The organism is Runella sp., from assembly GCF_027484545.1.
Classification (GTDB): domain Bacteria; phylum Bacteroidota; class Bacteroidia; order Cytophagales; family Spirosomataceae; genus Runella.
Genome location: NZ_JAIXST010000200.1, coordinates 1 through 17,259 on the forward strand (window position 1 = coordinate 1; position 17,259 = coordinate 17,259).

Annotated in this window: 16 protein-coding genes; 5 read left to right on the forward strand and 11 right to left on the reverse strand. The window is 43.4% G+C overall.

Annotation, left to right across the window (positions count from 1 at the left end):
* Window positions 1–435: 435 nt before the first annotated feature.
* From Q0081_RS18760 to Q0081_RS18780, 5 genes are all read right to left on the reverse strand, one after another.
* A complete protein-coding gene (locus tag Q0081_RS18760) occupies window positions 436–1,335 on the reverse strand; it encodes a sugar phosphate isomerase/epimerase (protein ID WP_298356764.1) in 900 nt (299 codons plus the stop codon).
* A gap of 68 nt (window positions 1,336–1,403) precedes the next feature.
* Entirely contained in the window at window positions 1,404–2,690 is a 1,287-nt protein-coding gene (locus Q0081_RS18765) for a Gfo/Idh/MocA family protein (RefSeq protein WP_298356767.1), read from the reverse strand.
* Between the two features lie 164 nt (window positions 2,691–2,854).
* On the reverse strand, window positions 2,855–3,694 hold the full coding sequence (locus Q0081_RS18770; RefSeq protein WP_298356770.1) for an amidohydrolase: 840 nt from the start codon (window positions 3,692–3,694) through the stop codon (window positions 2,855–2,857).
* A gap of 186 nt (window positions 3,695–3,880) precedes the next feature.
* Window positions 3,881–4,885 carry a kelch repeat-containing protein gene (locus tag Q0081_RS18775; RefSeq protein ID WP_298356772.1) on the reverse strand — a complete coding sequence of 335 codons (1,005 nt, stop codon included), beginning with the start codon at window positions 4,883–4,885 and terminating at the stop codon, window positions 3,881–3,883.
* A gap of 160 nt (window positions 4,886–5,045) precedes the next feature.
* On the reverse strand, window positions 5,046–5,462 hold the full coding sequence (locus Q0081_RS18780) for a VOC family protein (RefSeq protein WP_298356777.1): 417 nt from the start codon (window positions 5,460–5,462) through the stop codon (window positions 5,046–5,048).
* Window positions 5,463–5,626: 164 nt separating this feature from the next.
* Between Q0081_RS18780 and Q0081_RS18785 the strand changes: the two genes are divergently transcribed.
* Window positions 5,627–5,779 carry a hypothetical protein gene (locus Q0081_RS18785; RefSeq protein ID WP_298356780.1) on the forward strand — a complete coding sequence of 51 codons (153 nt, stop codon included), beginning with the start codon at window positions 5,627–5,629 and terminating at the stop codon, window positions 5,777–5,779.
* A 12-nt stretch (window positions 5,780–5,791) separates the two neighbouring features.
* Here the strand turns inward: Q0081_RS18785 and Q0081_RS18790 are convergent, their stop codons facing one another.
* The 5 genes from Q0081_RS18790 to Q0081_RS18810 all read right to left on the reverse strand — a co-directional run bounded on the left by Q0081_RS18790 (window position 5,792) and on the right by Q0081_RS18810 (window position 11,513).
* Window positions 5,792–6,361, reverse strand: coding sequence for a DUF4956 domain-containing protein (locus Q0081_RS18790; RefSeq protein ID WP_298356783.1), 570 nt, complete (start codon window positions 6,359–6,361; stop codon window positions 5,792–5,794).
* Window positions 6,362–6,382: 21 nt separating this feature from the next.
* Window positions 6,383–7,126: a polyphosphate polymerase domain-containing protein gene (locus tag Q0081_RS18795; protein ID WP_298356786.1), complete on the reverse strand. Its 744-nt coding sequence runs from the start codon at window positions 7,124–7,126 to the stop codon at window positions 6,383–6,385.
* Between the two features lie 126 nt (window positions 7,127–7,252).
* Window positions 7,253–9,778 carry an ATP-dependent Clp protease ATP-binding subunit gene (locus Q0081_RS18800; protein ID WP_298356789.1) on the reverse strand — a complete coding sequence of 842 codons (2,526 nt, stop codon included), beginning with the start codon at window positions 9,776–9,778 and terminating at the stop codon, window positions 7,253–7,255.
* Window positions 9,779–10,049: 271 nt separating this feature from the next.
* Window positions 10,050–10,676 carry a WbqC family protein gene (locus tag Q0081_RS18805; protein ID WP_298356792.1) on the reverse strand — a complete coding sequence of 209 codons (627 nt, stop codon included), beginning with the start codon at window positions 10,674–10,676 and terminating at the stop codon, window positions 10,050–10,052.
* A 72-nt stretch (window positions 10,677–10,748) separates the two neighbouring features.
* Window positions 10,749–11,513, reverse strand: a complete 765-nt coding sequence (locus tag Q0081_RS18810) for a creatininase family protein (protein WP_298356795.1) — start codon at window positions 11,511–11,513, stop codon at window positions 10,749–10,751.
* Window positions 11,514–11,681: 168 nt separating this feature from the next.
* On the opposite strand from Q0081_RS18810, the gene Q0081_RS18815 reads away from it, so the two are divergent.
* A complete protein-coding gene (locus Q0081_RS18815; RefSeq protein ID WP_298356798.1) occupies window positions 11,682–12,539 on the forward strand; it encodes a lysophospholipid acyltransferase family protein in 858 nt (285 codons plus the stop codon).
* Between the two features lie 25 nt (window positions 12,540–12,564).
* Here the strand turns inward: Q0081_RS18815 and Q0081_RS18820 are convergent, their stop codons facing one another.
* Window positions 12,565–13,182, reverse strand: coding sequence for an inorganic pyrophosphatase (locus Q0081_RS18820; RefSeq protein ID WP_298356801.1), 618 nt, complete (start codon window positions 13,180–13,182; stop codon window positions 12,565–12,567).
* Window positions 13,183–13,261: 79 nt separating this feature from the next.
* Here Q0081_RS18820 and Q0081_RS18825 point away from each other — a divergent pair, with 79 nt between their 5' ends.
* The 3 genes from Q0081_RS18825 (at window position 13,262) to Q0081_RS18835 (ending at window position 17,257) form a co-directional block, all read left to right on the forward strand.
* Window positions 13,262–13,888: a Uma2 family endonuclease gene (locus Q0081_RS18825; RefSeq protein ID WP_298356804.1), complete on the forward strand. Its 627-nt coding sequence runs from the start codon at window positions 13,262–13,264 to the stop codon at window positions 13,886–13,888.
* A gap of 28 nt (window positions 13,889–13,916) precedes the next feature.
* On the forward strand, window positions 13,917–14,702 hold the full coding sequence (locus Q0081_RS18830) for a (Fe-S)-binding protein (protein ID WP_298356807.1): 786 nt from the start codon (window positions 13,917–13,919) through the stop codon (window positions 14,700–14,702).
* A gap of 71 nt (window positions 14,703–14,773) precedes the next feature.
* Window positions 14,774–17,257, forward strand: coding sequence for a COR domain-containing protein (locus tag Q0081_RS18835; protein WP_298356810.1), 2,484 nt, complete (start codon window positions 14,774–14,776; stop codon window positions 17,255–17,257).
* Window positions 17,258–17,259: the final 2 nt, after the last annotated feature.

The following is a 17,259-nucleotide window of genomic DNA, read 5'->3' on the forward strand; positions in this document are numbered from 1 at the left end:
ATTTTATGATTACAAAAGAATACACTCGGGAGTCAAGTACAAAAGTCCATATAAATTCCTCTTGAATAGAGGTATGGATATGAAAAAAATAAAACTATCAAACTGAAAAATCTGTCCTATAATTAGGGGGTTGAACCACTTTATAAAGTTAGAATGGCAAGTGAAAGTAAGGGCAAGGGTAAAAGTGGCGGGTTTAGAATTATCACTTATTTTGTAGATGAATCCCAAAATGATCAAACTGTTTATCTTGTTACAATTTACGATAAATCAGAACAGAGTACCATGGCAAAAAAAGACCTTCTTAAAATTGTCACTACTGAATTGGGTTGATGCCTAAAACAGGAATTATAAACTTAGCATACAAATTATAGTCCAACAAATATAAAAAAGGCTGCCTATTCAGAGACAGCCTTCTTTCGTTAAAAAAGTATCCGCTTACACGGCATTAAACACCGCGTCCATTTTTTCGCTAATGACTTGCAGGCGTTTGCGGTCGCCGCCGGGCACTTCGGCAGATGCCCAACCCGAATAACCGATTTTGGTAAATGCTTTATTGACAACGGGCCAATTGCAATCCCCTTCCATCAATTCCACATTGAAGCCCTTCCAAAGCCCTTCGTCCTGTTGTTTTTTTCGACTGAACTCCTTGATATCCACCTTCATGATTCGCTTTCCGAGGGTTTCTATCCAGTGTTCGGGCCAACCGTAGCGCAGGATGTTTCCTACGTCAAAATACCACCCCAATAACGGGTGGTTGATTTCGTCCACAAAACGCGCCGCTTCTACGGGGCTAATCAAAAAATTGTTCCATACATTTTCGAGGGCAATTTTAATCCCCGTTTTTTCCGCGATGGGCAACAGTTTTTTGATTTCAGCCTGCGAACGTTTGTACGCATCTTCGTAGCTTGTATTCGCATTGACCACTCCCGGCACCAATAAGACCGTTGTCCCTCCGTAGAGTTTGCAGTCGTTGAGGGATTTTTCCATGGCTTTCAAGCAAACTTCGCGCACTTTAGGGTCAGCGTCCGACAGCGGAGATTTCCAGTGTGCAGAATTCACTACGCCCGGCAGTTCCAAGCCCGTTTTATCGCGGGCGTCCAAAATTTCTTTGGGGTCAATGTCGTTGGGGGAATCCAACTCCACTCCGTCAAATCCAAGGTCTTTCAGCAGTTTGAATTTATCCAAAACGGAGATTTTTTCTTCTACCATTCCGTATTTCAAACTCTTCTTAATCAACGGACGGACGGGGGGCGCAGCCATCACCGAACGGTCAATTCCAACCACCGCAGCCGAAGCAGCAAGGGTCGTATTTATCAAAAATTCTCGTCTTTGCATGGTTAAGGTTTTGAAACTTGGAAAGTTTACCGATAAATTCAGGTAAACTTTCCAAGTTTGGGGAGAAATCAGAAGAAAGGAGTAAAACCGGGTCTTGCCACTTCCACTTTCGGAGCAAGCTGATCCCAACTTGTTATGAAATCGGGAACCAGTTTTTCATTCGACTTCATGGCTTCGTCCCACGTAATTTTCTTACCGGTGTAGGCCGCCATACGTCCCATGATGGCAATCATCGTACTGTTGGCCATCCATTCGCCGTTGTTGATAGGCGTGCTGTTACGAATAGAAGCAAACAATTCGTTGTGTTCGGTTTGGTACATATCGTTTTGAACACCTGAATATTCCCAAGGATTTGCACCTTCAATTTTGTGCGTAGGGCGTGAGCAGTTGGCCATCGCCCGGCCTTTGGTTCCAAACGTTTCTACCAAGTAGCTGCGCTCGCAGTTTTCCTGCTGACGCGAGAAGTGGAATCCTTTGGCTCCGTTTGGATAATCGTACGTAATGGCAAAGTGGTCAAAAATATGTCCAAAAAGCGCATCTGTTCTCACTTGGCGACCACCCGTTCCAACGGCACTCACGGGCAATACATCGCCCATGGCCCACGACATCATATCCAAGCTGTGAACGGCTTGCTCTACGATGTGGTCACCTGCCAACCACGTATAATACATCCAGTTGCGGAGTTGAAACTGCAAATCGTTCCATCCTTCCTGACGTGGGAAAGACCAGGCACCACCCGTATTGTAGGTGTTATAAATTGACATTACTTCACCAATCGAACCGTCATTGATTTTACCGAATACGGCACGTTTTGGCTCGTGAAAACGCCAGCAAAAGCCAGATACCAACGAGAGATTTTTTTCTTTGGCCAATCTCGACAATTCAAGCACTTTGCGAATCCCCGGAGCATCAACGGCTACTGGTTTTTCGCAGAAAATATGCTTTCCTGCTTTGATGGCAGCTTCCAAATGCAAAGGGCGGAAGTGAGGAGGAGTAGCCAATAAAACGACATCCACCCCCGAATCAATCACTTTTTGGTACGCATCAAAACCGACAAATTTATGTCCTTCATCCACTTTCACTTTCTCTCCGTGCACTTTTCTCAATCCTTCAAGACATGTATCAAATCGTTCGGGAAAAATATCACCAAGGGCATGAAGCACTACGTTAGGATCAGCTTTGAGCGCTTGCATGGCAGCCCCTGAACCACGACCTCCACAACCGATAAGACCCACTTTGAGGGTTTCGGCATTTGTTCCTGCAAACGCACTATTAGGAACAATAATAGACGGAAAGGCAGAGCCAGCCAAGGCAGCCCCTGCTAATTTTAGAACTTCACGACGAGAAGGATTCATACGGATATAAAAGATTTAGAAATGAATGAACTTATTGAGAAACAGCTACTTTCAGACAGTTTACATCTTTAAGGCTGACTGTCAGCTTTTATTTTTATTCAAAATTGTAGCTATTTTTTTAAAATATAACCAACAAATAGTAATTTTTTTTAAAAACAACCCTACTACTCATCCAACCGATAAAACCGAGTGGCATTGCCCCCAAACACCTTGGCTTTGTCAGTTTCAGAAAACCCAACGTAAGTCATGTAATCACGTACCAGCCCAATGACCTGCTCGTATTCTGCCGCCACCAAACACACGGGCCAATCGGAGCCAAACAGTAATCTATCAACGCCAAAAGCCTCAAAGGCTACGTCCAAATACGGATAAAAATCTTTTTTCGTCCAGTTTTTCCAGTCTGCTTCCGTGACCATGCCCGATACTTTACAGCTAACGTGCGGATTGGCCGCCAATTCACGCATATAGTTGGACCACGTAGTTACTTTTTGGTTTTTGATGTACGGCTTTGCAATATGATCTACCACAAACTTTACGCCGGAAACTTCACGCACCAAATGCAGCGCGGCTTTCAATTGAGTGGGGTAAATGAGAATATCGTACGTAAAATCAAAGGTACCCAATTGGCGTACTCCCTTTACAATCTCGGGTCGGGATAAAAAATCGTCGGGTTCGCCCTGCGCAACGTGCCTGAATCCTTTGAGCAATTCAAATTGCGAATAATAATCAAGCTTTTCATAAAGATTATCTGCCCGTAAATCCACCCAACCTACGACCCCTTTTACAAAATTAGAATACTTTTCGGCTAATGCTAACAAAAACAACGTTTCAGCTTCCGATTGATCAGCCTGCACAGCGACGCACCCTCCTACGCCATTGGCGGCCAAGGCAGGTTGCAAATCTTCGGGTAAAAAATTACGACGAATACGCGTCATTTCGTCATTAATCCAAGCGTCGCGCTCGGCATCATAAATCCAAAAATGTTGATGAGAATCAATAATCATTCTACTGAAATTTAAGTGCTAAAGCACAAGTTAACCGTTATCCGTTTAAAATCAACGAATTATATCAAAGCAAATACCCTAAAACTTCTGCACTACTACTTAACTGCTTTAAAGTTGAAAATAAACAAATTGAGAACTTACTTCTGACTACTCACTCCAATCTCCTCACTACTGACTCCTAAATCATCACTTCTCCTTCAGCACTTCCATCGAAGTAAGTTCAGGACCACCGCCCCGATTTCCCGAACCGGCCGCTACGTAGACCTTCTTTTTATAGATTGTTGCTCCCGTTCCATGGCGTCCTTTGTTGAGGTTGGGAAATTTCTCCCACTTCATTTTCTTGGTATCAAACGCTTCTACTTCGGCATGGGCTTCTACCTGCGCGGGACTTTCGCCGCCCATAATAAGCAGTTTATAACCAAAGGGAACGGTCGTATTTCCCGCTCGCTGCGTAGGCAAATTCATACTTTCAGGCAGAGTGGTCCACGTATTTGTCTTAAAATCAAACACATCTACCGCAGGCTCGGTCAAATTCAGCACTTGATTGATACGCGCCGTTGAGCGGCGCCCACCGGCTACGTACAGTTTGTTGTCAATTACGGCAACCGACACGTGGTCACGCACGTGCGGCGCATCGGGAAGTTTTTTCCAGGTATTTGTTTTGGGATCGTATTCGTCGAGCCAACCTACGTGTCCATCGTAGTGTCCATCCTGAATACCGCAAACAAGATACAATTTATCTTTATAAGCGACCGAGCCCGCCGCTCCCCGTAAACGGTCGGCAGGAATAGCGGGTCCTTCGCGCCATTCATTTTTAGCGGGGTTGAAGATGTAGATACTGGCAATGGGTTTTTCGTGCGGATAAGAGCCCATAAAAGCACCCATTACGTAGGCTTCATTGTTGTATTCAATAGCCTGAAAGTGGTTCATTTCAACCGGAGGGGCAGCCAATTGTTTCCAGGTATTGGTTTGGGGATCATATTCATCCACCGGACGGGTTCCTCGGCCGCCAATCAAATAGAGTTTCTCTCCTACTTTGGTGAAGGCGTTTTCGTGCCGCGCCGTGCAACTGTTTGTCGATTGGACCGTTTCCCAACTATTGTTTGACTGAGCTTGTACTTGGCTCGCAATTGCTCCGCAAACAGTTATTAACACCACTAAAAAGCCACTTTTTGATTGAATCCGGTTCATACTGATTAGGCAGGTTTATTTGCATAAAAACTGGTTTTTACCCCTTTTTTACTCATTCAGGCCCCTTGGAAATAAAAATAGTAACGATCATTACGACCCTTACTATTGATTATCATGCTAACCTATCAGTTTTAGGAGGGTTAAATACACTTTATTTCTATCAACTCAGTATCTGATTGAATTCCAATCGTTCACCGTCGGGTCCGGTGATGTTGAAGTATTTGCAACCATTTTTCCAAAACGGCAAAAAAACGGGAGCTTCTTCCAGAATAGTAAAGCCGCCCTGTTTAAGCGCTTCAAAAGTGAAATCAATGTCATCCACATCAAAGGCAACGTGGTCTATGTGGCCATCTTTGCGTTGTTTGATTTCAGACAGTTCAGGGTCAGGCATTTGGTAAATTTCAATGAGAATCTCTCCGCTCTGCATCATGGCTACTTTCCCTTGGCCGCCGTTGTGCGTAAAGGCAGATGTCATCACATTCTCAAACCCCAGACGTTGGTAAAACTCCTCCGACCTTTCCAAGTTCGTAACGGGAATACCTATGTGCTGAATGCGCTTTAGAGTTAGATTTTTCATCTTGATGTACAAATCAGTTTTACGAAAGGATTGCTTCCAAACCCACTAAGCAACCCTTCGTTACTTCTTTATCACAGGTTAAATGTGGAACAAAGGTAGCGGGCTCCAAAAATTATTTTTTCTGCGGAATTGAAAACAAAGCGACGTTAGCAATTACCACTCATTTGTGTAAAAACTGGAAAATCATTCAAAAAAAGCAGGATTCAGAACGGGATATTCCCATCAATGATGCTCCTTTTATCATGGTTTTTAAGGTCAATAAAACGAGCCTTAAAGAAATCAGTTACGAAAAAGTGGTCTTGCTTGATTTTGAATAAGTGGCTTTTTTATCAGGCATAATAGTAAATTTTCAAATAGGCCATATCTCGTAAAAAATCCAGTTTATCGACCTCAATACGATTGATTTTCAACCCGGTACGTTCCTGCAAATCCTCAATTAGCTCCTGACGTCGGTCGGCCATTGTCAGAGAGATTTTATCATACATAATTTCTTTGGAAGATTCTCGACGATACAACAAATCTCCTTCCAACAAATAGGTGCAAAGCAAAAGAGTAACGGAAACAAGTGCCGTAATTCCTACCAAACTTGCCGAAATTCCGTGGATTAAGCCCAAAGCAATGACTAAAAATAAGTAAGTCATGTTGCGCATCGAAATCCCCTCGGTACGGTAACGAAGCATCGAAAAAACGGCAAACAATCCAAAGGCCGCCCCCATTGAGACTTCCACCTTATTGAGCAAATACGTGATTGAAAAAATAATCAGATTGAATACAAAAAACGTAAAAACGAATTCTGTACTCCGATAAATGGGGTAATAAATCAGGCGAAGCAAAATGACCATGCTTAACAAATCAAGGCCAATTTGAAAAAACAATTCGTATATAGTTTGGTTGGACATAGCAGTCAGGTAACATTTTTATCAATAATCGTTCAGTTGGTTAATTTTAGAAAGCATGGGCTTAAAGGCATTAGCCTTAATCGACGGCTCCACGTTCAAAAGCCCTAAACAATATTTGCTCAAGCTCCCTTCTCGGATGCTCATTTCTTTCATCAGATTAGTAAAGGGACTCTGAAAAAGCTTGTGTTGTTTGGTCTCTGCAATCACCAAGTGCGGATACGCGGCTGATTGGCCCTGCCAACGAAACCACAAATTCAGGTCAAACGTCAGGCGTTCGGGCAGTTGCTTATTCACCAGTGTGAAACGGTGATAATACACCCAAACGGCAGGCTCCAAATTTTCGGGTATATCCACCATCGTCTGATGTAGGAACAAACGACTCTTCGGACAAATCACTTCCGATATCTCTTCCAGTTCAATGCGGCTTTTTATAGTTCGCCGTTTGTTGTCTTTGAGTTTTACTTCAAAATAGTGGGTATTGGTGTCCACGTATCGGCGGGTACGGATTTTATAGCGATTCAGCTTGCCGCACAGATGTTGGTTATAAAACAGCCGCTCAGGAGTATCAAAATACAACGTATCATACTTGAATACACGTTTGGATTCAAGCTGTAAAATATGGTAATGAGACTGAATTGTATGGAGAATTTCGGGCAACTTATCTCTGCGAAACACATATTTAGAGTCTACCCGATTCATCAAACGAGTAGATTCCATCTGTTTGAGTGAGACTTCCGAAAAGGAATCAAGGAAACGTTCGTTCATAGATAACAATGAAAACAGCGTATTTTCTCTCTAATCGTACCCATTTGTACAATGGTAAAAATCAAAAAGGGTACAATCAAAGACCGTACCCTTTTTGGCAAAAAATTATATTTTTTAGAAAATCCTCTAATTAATGACTTCCTCTTCTTTTTTCTTAACGGTAATCACTAAGGTTTCGCTTCCTTCTGTGTAATCGGCCATTAAGGTATCCCCTTCGCGCAAATCTCCTTTGAGGATTTCTTCAGCGACGGGATCTTCGAGGTATTTCTGAATGGCTCTGTTCAAAGGACGCGCTCCGTATTGTTGGTCGTAGCCTTTTTCTGACAAAAAGTCTTTTGCTTTTTCTGTCAATTCTACTTTATAACCAAGATTGGTAACGCGGTTGAACAATTTACCAAGCGAAATATCAATGATACGATGAATGTCTTCGCGTTGCAATGAATTGAACACAATCACATCATCCAAACGGTTCAAAAACTCAGGGGAAAAGGCTTTCTTCAAGGCGCTCTGAATCGTGCTTTTCATCAAATCGTCCGGATTCTCTGATTTAGATTTGGTCGCAAAACCAATTCCGGCTCCAAAATCCTTCAAATCGCGAACCCCAATGTTAGAAGTCATGATGATAATCGTATTACGGAAGTCCACGCGGCGACCCAAACCGTCGGTCAAGATACCATCGTCCAACACTTGGAGTAAGATATTGAATACGTCAGGGTGCGCTTTTTCGATTTCATCCAACAATACAACGCTGTATGGTTTACGACGAATTTTCTCCGTCAACTGACCGCCTTCTTCGTACCCAACGTAGCCTGGAGGCGCTCCGATCAATCGCGATACGCTGAATTTCTCCATGTATTCGCTCATGTCGATACGCACAAGAGCATCGTCTTTGTCAAACAAATACGTAGCCAATACTTTCGCCAATTCGGTTTTTCCAACGCCCGTTGGGCCTAAGAAAATAAACGAACCAATCGGTTTCTTGGGGTCTTTTAAACCGACCCGAGTACGTTGGATAGCCTTGGTCAATTTTTCAATGGGCGAAGCCTGACCAATTACCCGTGCTTTCAACTGATCAGCCATGCCAAGCAATTTCAAGCCTTCGTTTTGTGCTACGCGGTTGACCGGAATACCCGTCATCATCGCTACTACTTCGGCCACGTTGTCTTCGGTGACCGTATAACGACGTTTCTTGGTTTCTTCTTCCCAAGCAAGTTTAGCACGGTCGAGTTGATCCAACAGTTTTTTCTCACGGTCGCGAAGTTGAGCCGCTTCTTCGTACTTCTGGCTTTTCACCACAAAGTTTTTCTGCTTCTTCACGTCCTCAATCTGTTGCTCCAACACAACAATGTCTTCCGGCACCGTAATATTGCTGATGTGTACGCGGGCACCCACTTCGTCCATCACGTCAATGGCTTTGTCGGGTAGGAAACGGTCGGTAATGTAACGCTCCGACAACTTCACAGCCTGGGCAATTGCCTCTTCGGTGTAGTTTACGTGGTGGTGGTCTTCGTACTTATCTTTGATATTGGTCAAAATTTCAATGGTTTCTTCCACACTTGGGGCGTCTACCATCACGATTTGAAAACGACGGGCTAAAGCACCATCTTTTTCAATGTACTGACGGTATTCGTCAAGCGTAGTGGCACCAATACATTGGATGTCTCCCCGGGCCAAAGCAGGTTTGAACATGTTGGAAGCATCCAACGACCCTGAAGCGCCACCGGCACCCACAATCGTATGCAACTCATCAATGAATAGAATCACTTCGGGAGATTTCTCCAATTCGTTCATGACGGCCTTCATGCGCTCTTCAAACTGACCGCGGTATTTGGTACCCGCTACAAGCGAGGCTAAGTCGAGGGTAACAACGCGCTTGCCAAACAAAACACGCGATACTTTCTTTTGTACAATCCGTAGGGCCAAGCCTTCGGCAATCGCAGTTTTACCAACCCCCGGCTCTCCAATGAGAACAGGATTGTTTTTCTTACGACGGCTTAATACTTGAGCTACACGTTCAATTTCTTTTTCACGGCCAACAATCGGGTCTAATTTGCCCAATTCTGCCATTTTCGTAAGGTCGCGTCCGAAATTGTCGAGTACAGGTGTACGCGACTTTTCGGCACTTTTCGGGTCTTTTCCTTGCTGCGAACCACCGCCGAACATCCCGCGTTCGTCATCGTCGTCAGTTTCGGGCCCGGCGTGGGGTTTGGTGCCTGATGATTGATACTCTAACATTTCCTTAACGATTTCGTAGTTAACATTGAACTTGGCTAAAATCTGCGAGGCCAGATTATCGGGGTCACGCAGAATGGACAGGAGTAAGTGCTCCGTGCCAATGAGTGGACTTTTGAAAATTTTTGCTTCTAAGTACGTGATTTTAAGGACTTTCTCCGATTGACGAGTCAAAGGAATATTGGCCAAATTTTTGACATTATTGGTCGCCGTGCCTTTTGTCACCTGTTCAATCGTGATGCGCAGTTCATCCAATGAAACGCCTAATTTCTTGAGCAGCGCCAGGGCGACGCCTTCTCCTTCCCGAATCATCCCCAGAATGAGGTGTTCGGTGCCAATATAATCGTGACCCAAGCGCAAGGCTTCCTCGCGACTGAACCCAATGACTTCTTTTACGCGGTTAGAAAATTTTGCTTCCATTGTTTGGATTGTGTGCTGCTTTGAAATGGGCAGCTTTCTTTGTTATTAACAAAAACCGGCCGCGAAATATTTCAAATATAGTGATTTAACGCATTTCTTTAATCAATCAATAAAATTCTGTCGGTTTTAGGCTCCAACTAAACACTCCTTTCCGATTTTTTAAGCTTTTACCGTCTAACTTTACATACAAAAAAATTACAAATTTCATTCCACAAGGCAATTCCACTCAATTAATCACCCTGCTGTTTTATATTCTCTTTGCTTTTTATTTCTAATCTACGAAAACTGAGCGCTTTAAGATGTGAATGGCTTCCGCTCCCTGACACATCAGCAAATCAATGATACTTAGATTGGGAACAAATTCCGTTCCGAAGTTTTGTTGATAAACAACGGGTAGGTATAAATTGTTGTGCCTGAACTCTTTTTTGGGGTGAACCAACGAAAGTACGTCAATTTGGCCCTCCTCTACCCCCGTTTGATAGGAGTCAGTCAGCCGGATTGTCGGTTTTAACCGCAACAGTTTCAGACAGATTGTCAGCAGCTCCCAATTCAGGTCAAACAAATAAGCGGGCTTTTTTTGATAAACACGCTCAAAGTCACTTCCAAAATACTCAAAATAAGGCGCTTTGCCGTACCCCGCCACGATGGCTCCCCAATGTCTTTTTACCCACGACTGCGAATAATCAATTTTTACTTCCCGAATCGGTATCTTGATACTCGAATGAATCACGGGAACAATCAGGGTATCCACGCCATTGGCCGTCAGGATACAGCAACGATTGCGATAGGTTTGTTTTAAAAAGTACTCGTGCGCCTCCAATGCTACCTCACCATATTTCAACAAACAGGCAAAATATTCTAAACTCGGCAAATACTGTAACTCGATTCGGAGGGTCAATTCGATAAAAACAAAAGTGATTATGTAAATAAAGTAATTTGAGCGGTAGTATCAAAAAAATCATAAACAAAATTATTCATATAACCGATTCAAATCTGCATCGGCCAATTCAATAAAAAATTGTCCTAATTTTTGGGTCAAATCCTTGTAAAAACGCGCTCCTTTTTCAGCTGTGGCTTTTTTAGGATTTCCCACGCCGGTATCTTCAGTCACCTGACTCCATTTGCGCTCAGCCCACGCCCAACCTTCACGCATGGCATGGATGCTTGTTTTTTTGGCGAGTCCCTCCCCTGCTTCGTCCAAAGGCAGCACTAAATCGGGTCGCAAGTGTAGGACCAAGCTAGTTTCGGTTTCGTCGGCATGGTCGCCTACATGGTCAAAATAGGCTGAGCCGTCCAATGCCTTGAACCAAAAGCAGGTACTTATCCATAAATCAGGAAAGTGCGTTCCCACTTCACGAATCATCTGTTTGAAATCGTTGCCTCCGTGACCGTTAAACACCACCAATTTCTTGATTCCGCTTCTTGAAACCACTTCGGCCAAATCGCGTAAAATAGCCATTTGGGTGCTTGGGTACAGGTTCATGCAGAGTTTAATATCTGTTTGTCCCGTATTTACCCCAAACGGAATCGTAGGTAAAACCATCACCTTTCGGCCTGCTTCCCACGCCAAACGTACCGCTTCGGCAGCGAGTGCGTCGGCTTCGTAGTTGTCGGTGGCGTAAGGCAAATGATAATTATGAGCTTCGGTAGCGCCCCACGGCAAAACGGCCACATCGTAGTGTGTATCTTTGACGGCTTTCCAGTTGGTTTCGGCAAGTATATAGGGACGCGACATAGTTATAATAAGTAAAATAGAACGCTGATTTTTATGATTGCTATGTTTAGAAGTAAAATACATCGGTTGATTTACTAATTTTGCGCGCTAAAATTCAATCTTTTCAAAAGATTCCCCCTTACGACTTTTCCACTCATCGTAATTCGGCAATCGCAAATCACAAATCAGATGTGGCTTTTGGGCTGGCTGGGGCGTTTACCTCTGGCATTTTTATATAAAATTTCAGACGTTTTTTACGTACTGATTTATTACGTAGTCGGTTACCGTAAAAAACTCGTTACCAAGCATTTGGAAGAATCTTTTCCTGAAAAAACACCGCAGGAAATCAAGAAAATCAGAAAAGAATTTTATCAATTACTGGCCGACTTATTCGTAGAAACGCTCAAACTGCCTTATTTAAGCGCCGAAGAAATTCAGGAACGGGTACAGATTGATAATTTTGAATTGATTAAAAACTACATTAACAACGGTCAATCGTTTCTGTCTTTTAGCGCTCACGTTGCCAACTGGGAATGGGTACCCGGGGCATTGACCACCCGAGGAATTCCCGTGGATGTGGTGTACAAAAATTTAACGAGCAAGAAGTCCGACGAGTTTATGGTCAACGTACGCTCCTCGTTTGGGGTATATCCCGTTCCCATGCAACGACTCATGCGGGAGATTGTAGCGCGTCGGAAAATCATTCGTACCACCGGCCTCGTTGCTGACCAATCGCCTCATGAACCCGAACACGCGCATTGGCTCCCGTTTTTGAATCGGGAAACGGGCTTTTTTCCAGGAACTGAAAAAATTGCCCGTACCACTAAAATGCCCGTTGTCTTTGGCGAAATGTATCGAAAAAGCCGCGGGTATTACGTCGTTCTGTTTCACTCCGTAGCCGAGCCTCCTTATGACGATTTGCCCGAAGGAGCTATTACCAATTCCTACAAAAATTTACTGGAAAAAGCCATTCAAAATCACCCTTCCGAATGGCTTTGGTCCCACAATCGTTGGAAACATAAGAAGCCCGCAACAGTTAACAGTTAACTGTTATCCGTTAACAGTCCTTACTCTAAAGCATTCCGAAGTTGTTGAGGTAGTCGGTCACTGAGTGGCGAATCACTTGGTGAGCTTCTTCACGACCGTACACATTCGCGATTTCGCAGGTCATAGGCTCGCCCGGTAAGTTCTTATACGTCAGGAAGTAATGTTGCAAACGATTGACCACACTTTCGGGCAACTCACTGATATCCTTGTATTTACTATACAATAAATCATCCTTCAATACGGCGATGATTTTATCGTCAGCTTCTCCTTTGTCAATGAGGCGAAGTCCCCCAATCGGAATAGCCTGACAAATAATATCTCCGTGAGGAATAGTGCTTTCGCAAAGAACGCAAATATCCAACGGGTCACCGTCGCCTTCTTTAATGTCGTTGCGCCCCGATTGCTGACGGGCAAAATCCGCAATAGCGTCCCCGCAGTACGTTTTAGGTACAAAGCCATACAAAGCGGGAACAATGTTTGAATATTTCTGCGGACAGTCGATTTTGAGGTAACCCGTCGTCTTGTCAATTTCGTATTTAACAGTATCAGTAGGTACGATTTCGATAAAAGCCGTTACCGTTTCGGGGGCTTTTTCTCCCATCGGGATGCCATGCCAAGGATGGGATTTATAAACTGTCTTCATTTGTTATTTGAATATTTTGGCAAACATTGGAAATTTTTAGGGAAATACCGACTTTGCAGAACAAAATAACTTGAACGATATGACAACCGCCACGCAAATAGTACTGAATGAGGAGCAAAAAGCGGCAATCGAAGCAGGAAAACCACTCATACTCTCCGCTTCGTGGGAAGAATTTATGGAGTTTCTACCTACCACACCCTATAAAGCCGAATTTGTCAACAATGAAATCCTCATCATGGGATTAGCAAAATTTTTACACGAATGGCTTGTAATGCGTATCGGTTTTATTCTTTCAAACTTTTATCAAGGAAAGCCGAATGTCTTTGTGTTGGGCAGTAATTTGGGCGTGTCGCGCCCTGAGAAATCATTCTTTAATCCTGACGTAACGGTGGTAAAAGGAACACCTGATTTTTATCCTAATTCGGAGTCTATCATCAAAAACCCGCATTTGGTGGTAGAAATTTTATCGGAAAGCACCTCCAAATACGATTGGGAGAGCAAAATGCCCCGCTATCAACAGATGGAAAGTGTCCAAGAAATCATATTGATAAATCCAAAAGATAAAACTATCCACGTCATTAGCCGCACTGCCGAAGCCAAAGTCTGGACAATGACGATTTATGATCAATCAACTGATACAGTTGTTATTGACAGCAATACGCTGCCATTGTCATCTTTTTTTGAAGGAATGCCCCTTGTTTCTTAAAATTTTCATCAAACCTATAAATCAACCAATGTCAGAAATAAAAGTACCCACCATGGCCGACATGGCCGCTACCGGCGAAACGCCCGAAATCCTGTTTTGGGTCGGCTGTGCAGGTTCCTTTGACGACCGTTACAAAAAAGTAACCGTTGCTTTTGTCAAAATCCTCAACAAAGTAGGCGTAAAATTTGCCGTTTTGGGAACGGAAGAAGGCTGTACCGGCGACCCGGCCCGACGTGCGGGAAATGAGTTTACGTTTCAGATGATGGCCATGTCCAACATTCAGGTACTGGATATGTACGGTGTCAAAAAAATAGTGACGGCCTGTCCGCATTGTTTCAATACCCTCAAAAACGAATATCCTGCGCTGGGTGGCAATTATGAAGTGATTCATCATTCGGAATTTTTACAACAACTTATCAACGAAGGCAAAGTAAAAATCGAAGGCGGCGGCACGTTCAAAGGACGTAAAATCACCTTCCATGATTCCTGCTATTTGGGACGCGCCAATGACATTTACGAAGCGCCACGCTCTGTTTTAGAGGCGTTGGATGCTGATTTGGTAGAAATGAAACGCTCCAAAGTAAAAGGGCTTTGCTGCGGTGCCGGCGGTGGGCAAATGTTTAAAGAACCCGAAAAAGGCAAAAAAGACATCAACATCGAGCGCATCGAAGAAGCCCTCGCCATGGGTGCCGACACGATTGCGGTAGGTTGCCCGTTTTGTATGGTGATGATGAGCGACGGCGTCAAAAACAAAGAGCGCGAAGATTCGGTAAAGGTATTTGACTTGGCGGAACTGATTGAGCAAAGTATATAAACCCATCGAACGCTGCCGGGGTTTGTTATCGCTGATAACAAACCCCGGCAGCGTTTTTTTATTCAAAAGTTATGAGTAAGCCGAAGGAAATATTGGAAGAACTTTGGGGAAAAGAGGTAATCTCTTTTGCAGAAGTAGATGGAAAAGTTGTAGAAGTATCAATAAGAAACGGTATTGACTTAGAAGATTTGAGCCCAATCCTTTTATTGAAAAACTTGCGAATTCTCCGTTGTTACAATATTTCAGTTACTACACTTCCTAATTTGGAATCCCTAAAAAAATTGGGAGTAATTCAAATTGGCGCTAGCTTGATAAACGATTTAATCCCAATTGCTTCACTCAAAAATTTAAGTTTTCTTGAAATATCAAGTTCAAATATTACCTCAATCGAACCATTACGACAATCAAAACAACTACGTATATTAAATCTTAGTCGTAACGCTATAAATGATATTACTCCTCTTGCCCAACTCTCACAACTTAAAGAGGCTGACTTATCTTCAAATCAAATCAAAGAAATCCCCAAATGGTTTATCGAACAAACTCATTTTTCTTACTTTATTGATGATCATTTTAGGTTAAGTAAGCCTACAGGATATTTGAATCTTTACAATAATCCTTTAGAATCTCCCCCCACTCACATCGTAGAACAAGGCCGCGAAGCCATGCTGCAATGGTGGGAACGCAAAGAAAAAGAAGGCATTAAACCTCTCAACGAAGTGCGAGTACTGTTTTTAGGTTGGGGAAATGCGGGAAAAACATCCGTCATGCGGCGATTGATAGGCCAAGAGCCTACACAGGGTGATGAAGATTCTACGCACGGCATCAACTTGGTCCCTTGGCAAATAAAGACCAGCTCAGAACAAAACGTAAAAGTAAATCTGTGGGATTTTGGCGGGCAGGAAATACAGCACCATACCCATCAATTTTTTTTGGCCGAAGACTGTATTTATGTAGTTGTAATTGACAACCGTGAAGACAATCAAGGGCCGCGCTATTGGCTCGAATACATTCGTACCATGGTCAATGCCGCCCCTACGATTTTACTGCTCAATAAAGCCGACCAAGCCCGCAATACGCAGCACAACGTGGCCGAATTGATGCGGGATTACCCTTTTATCAAACACACTTTTGAAATCGTAGCCGCTCGCCCCAAATCAGATTTACGGACAGAGGAACAGGTATATTACCAAGAAAACGTCGCCGCTTTTTGTACCGCCTTGCACCGGCAAATCGAAATCCACCCCTTTGTGGCTACTGAAAAATACCCGGAAACTACCTTTGCTGTTAAAGAATGGGTAGAAGCCGAAACGCAGTTGGGCAAAAACCATATCTCCAAAAAAGCCTTTCGTTTAGCCTGTGAGAGCCGAGGTGTGAACGAAATTGAGCAAAAAAGCTGGCTGGATATTTTCAAAATAATTGGGGTAATTACCTACGTGGAGCAAAATCTGCATTTGGACAAAGTACTCATTCTCAATCCTGAATGGATGACTTTTGCCGTGTATCGCATTCTGCTTCATCCCAAAACCAAGGCACTGCAAGGCATTATTTCTAAAAACGACCTGCGCGAATTGCTCTACCAAGACGATACCGACCGAGAAGCCTTTCGCAAAAAATATCAGTACGAAGACGAGGATTTTGGGAGCATCATTGAAATCATGAAAGAGTACAAACTCTGCTACACCCAAGACAACCGTACGCTGATGATTCCATCGGCTTTTCCCAACAATTACAATTCGCCCTTGGAAGACCGCACCGACGGTTTAAACCTTAAAATTTCGTTTAAGAAATTTTTGCCGCCTTCCATTGTTAATACACTGATTGTAGAGTTGATGCGTAAGCAACAAATTCGCAAAAGTTGGGCATCGGGTATGGAAGTGTTTGATAAAGAGCTGCAAACCGAAGCCTTGGTCAAGTTCAGCAATTTTGAGAGAGAAATCAGTATCAAGGTTTTTGGTGAACGTTCCCGCGAGTTGATGACGCTCATTCGTCACGAAATCAAGAATATCAAACGGACCTTTTCGGATATGTTAGAAATGGAAGAATCGGTGCCCATTCCAAACAAAAAAGACAAATGGGCTTCTTACGAAACCCTTATCAAACTGGAAGCCAAGGGCAGGCAATACCTTCAGGATCAAGATGGCGATGACCATTCCGTACAACTTTTGTTGGAAAATATTGAAACTCCTCAACAAACCCAAGCCACTTTACGCCAAGAGTTTACGCATCGTCATGAATTCGACTTTTCTTTTCGATTCATGCAGGCACAACCTCAAATTGAAAAACTGCTGGCAGGTTTGGAAGAAATTCAACAACAAACCAAAGCCGACCACCAATGGCGCACAGAACTGCTGGAAGCGATTCAGGAACTCAATGAACTAAGCATCTCACCAACTGTACCTCCCAACGCAGGCTGGTCACTGCGAAAAATCTTTGAGAACATGAAGGACGGCAAAGACATCGCAGAAATCTTGGTACTTGCCCCCGATTTTGCGGAGAAATGGGCTAAATTGCAATCAGCTTACGAAATAGTAAAACATACCTTTGGTTGGTAAAA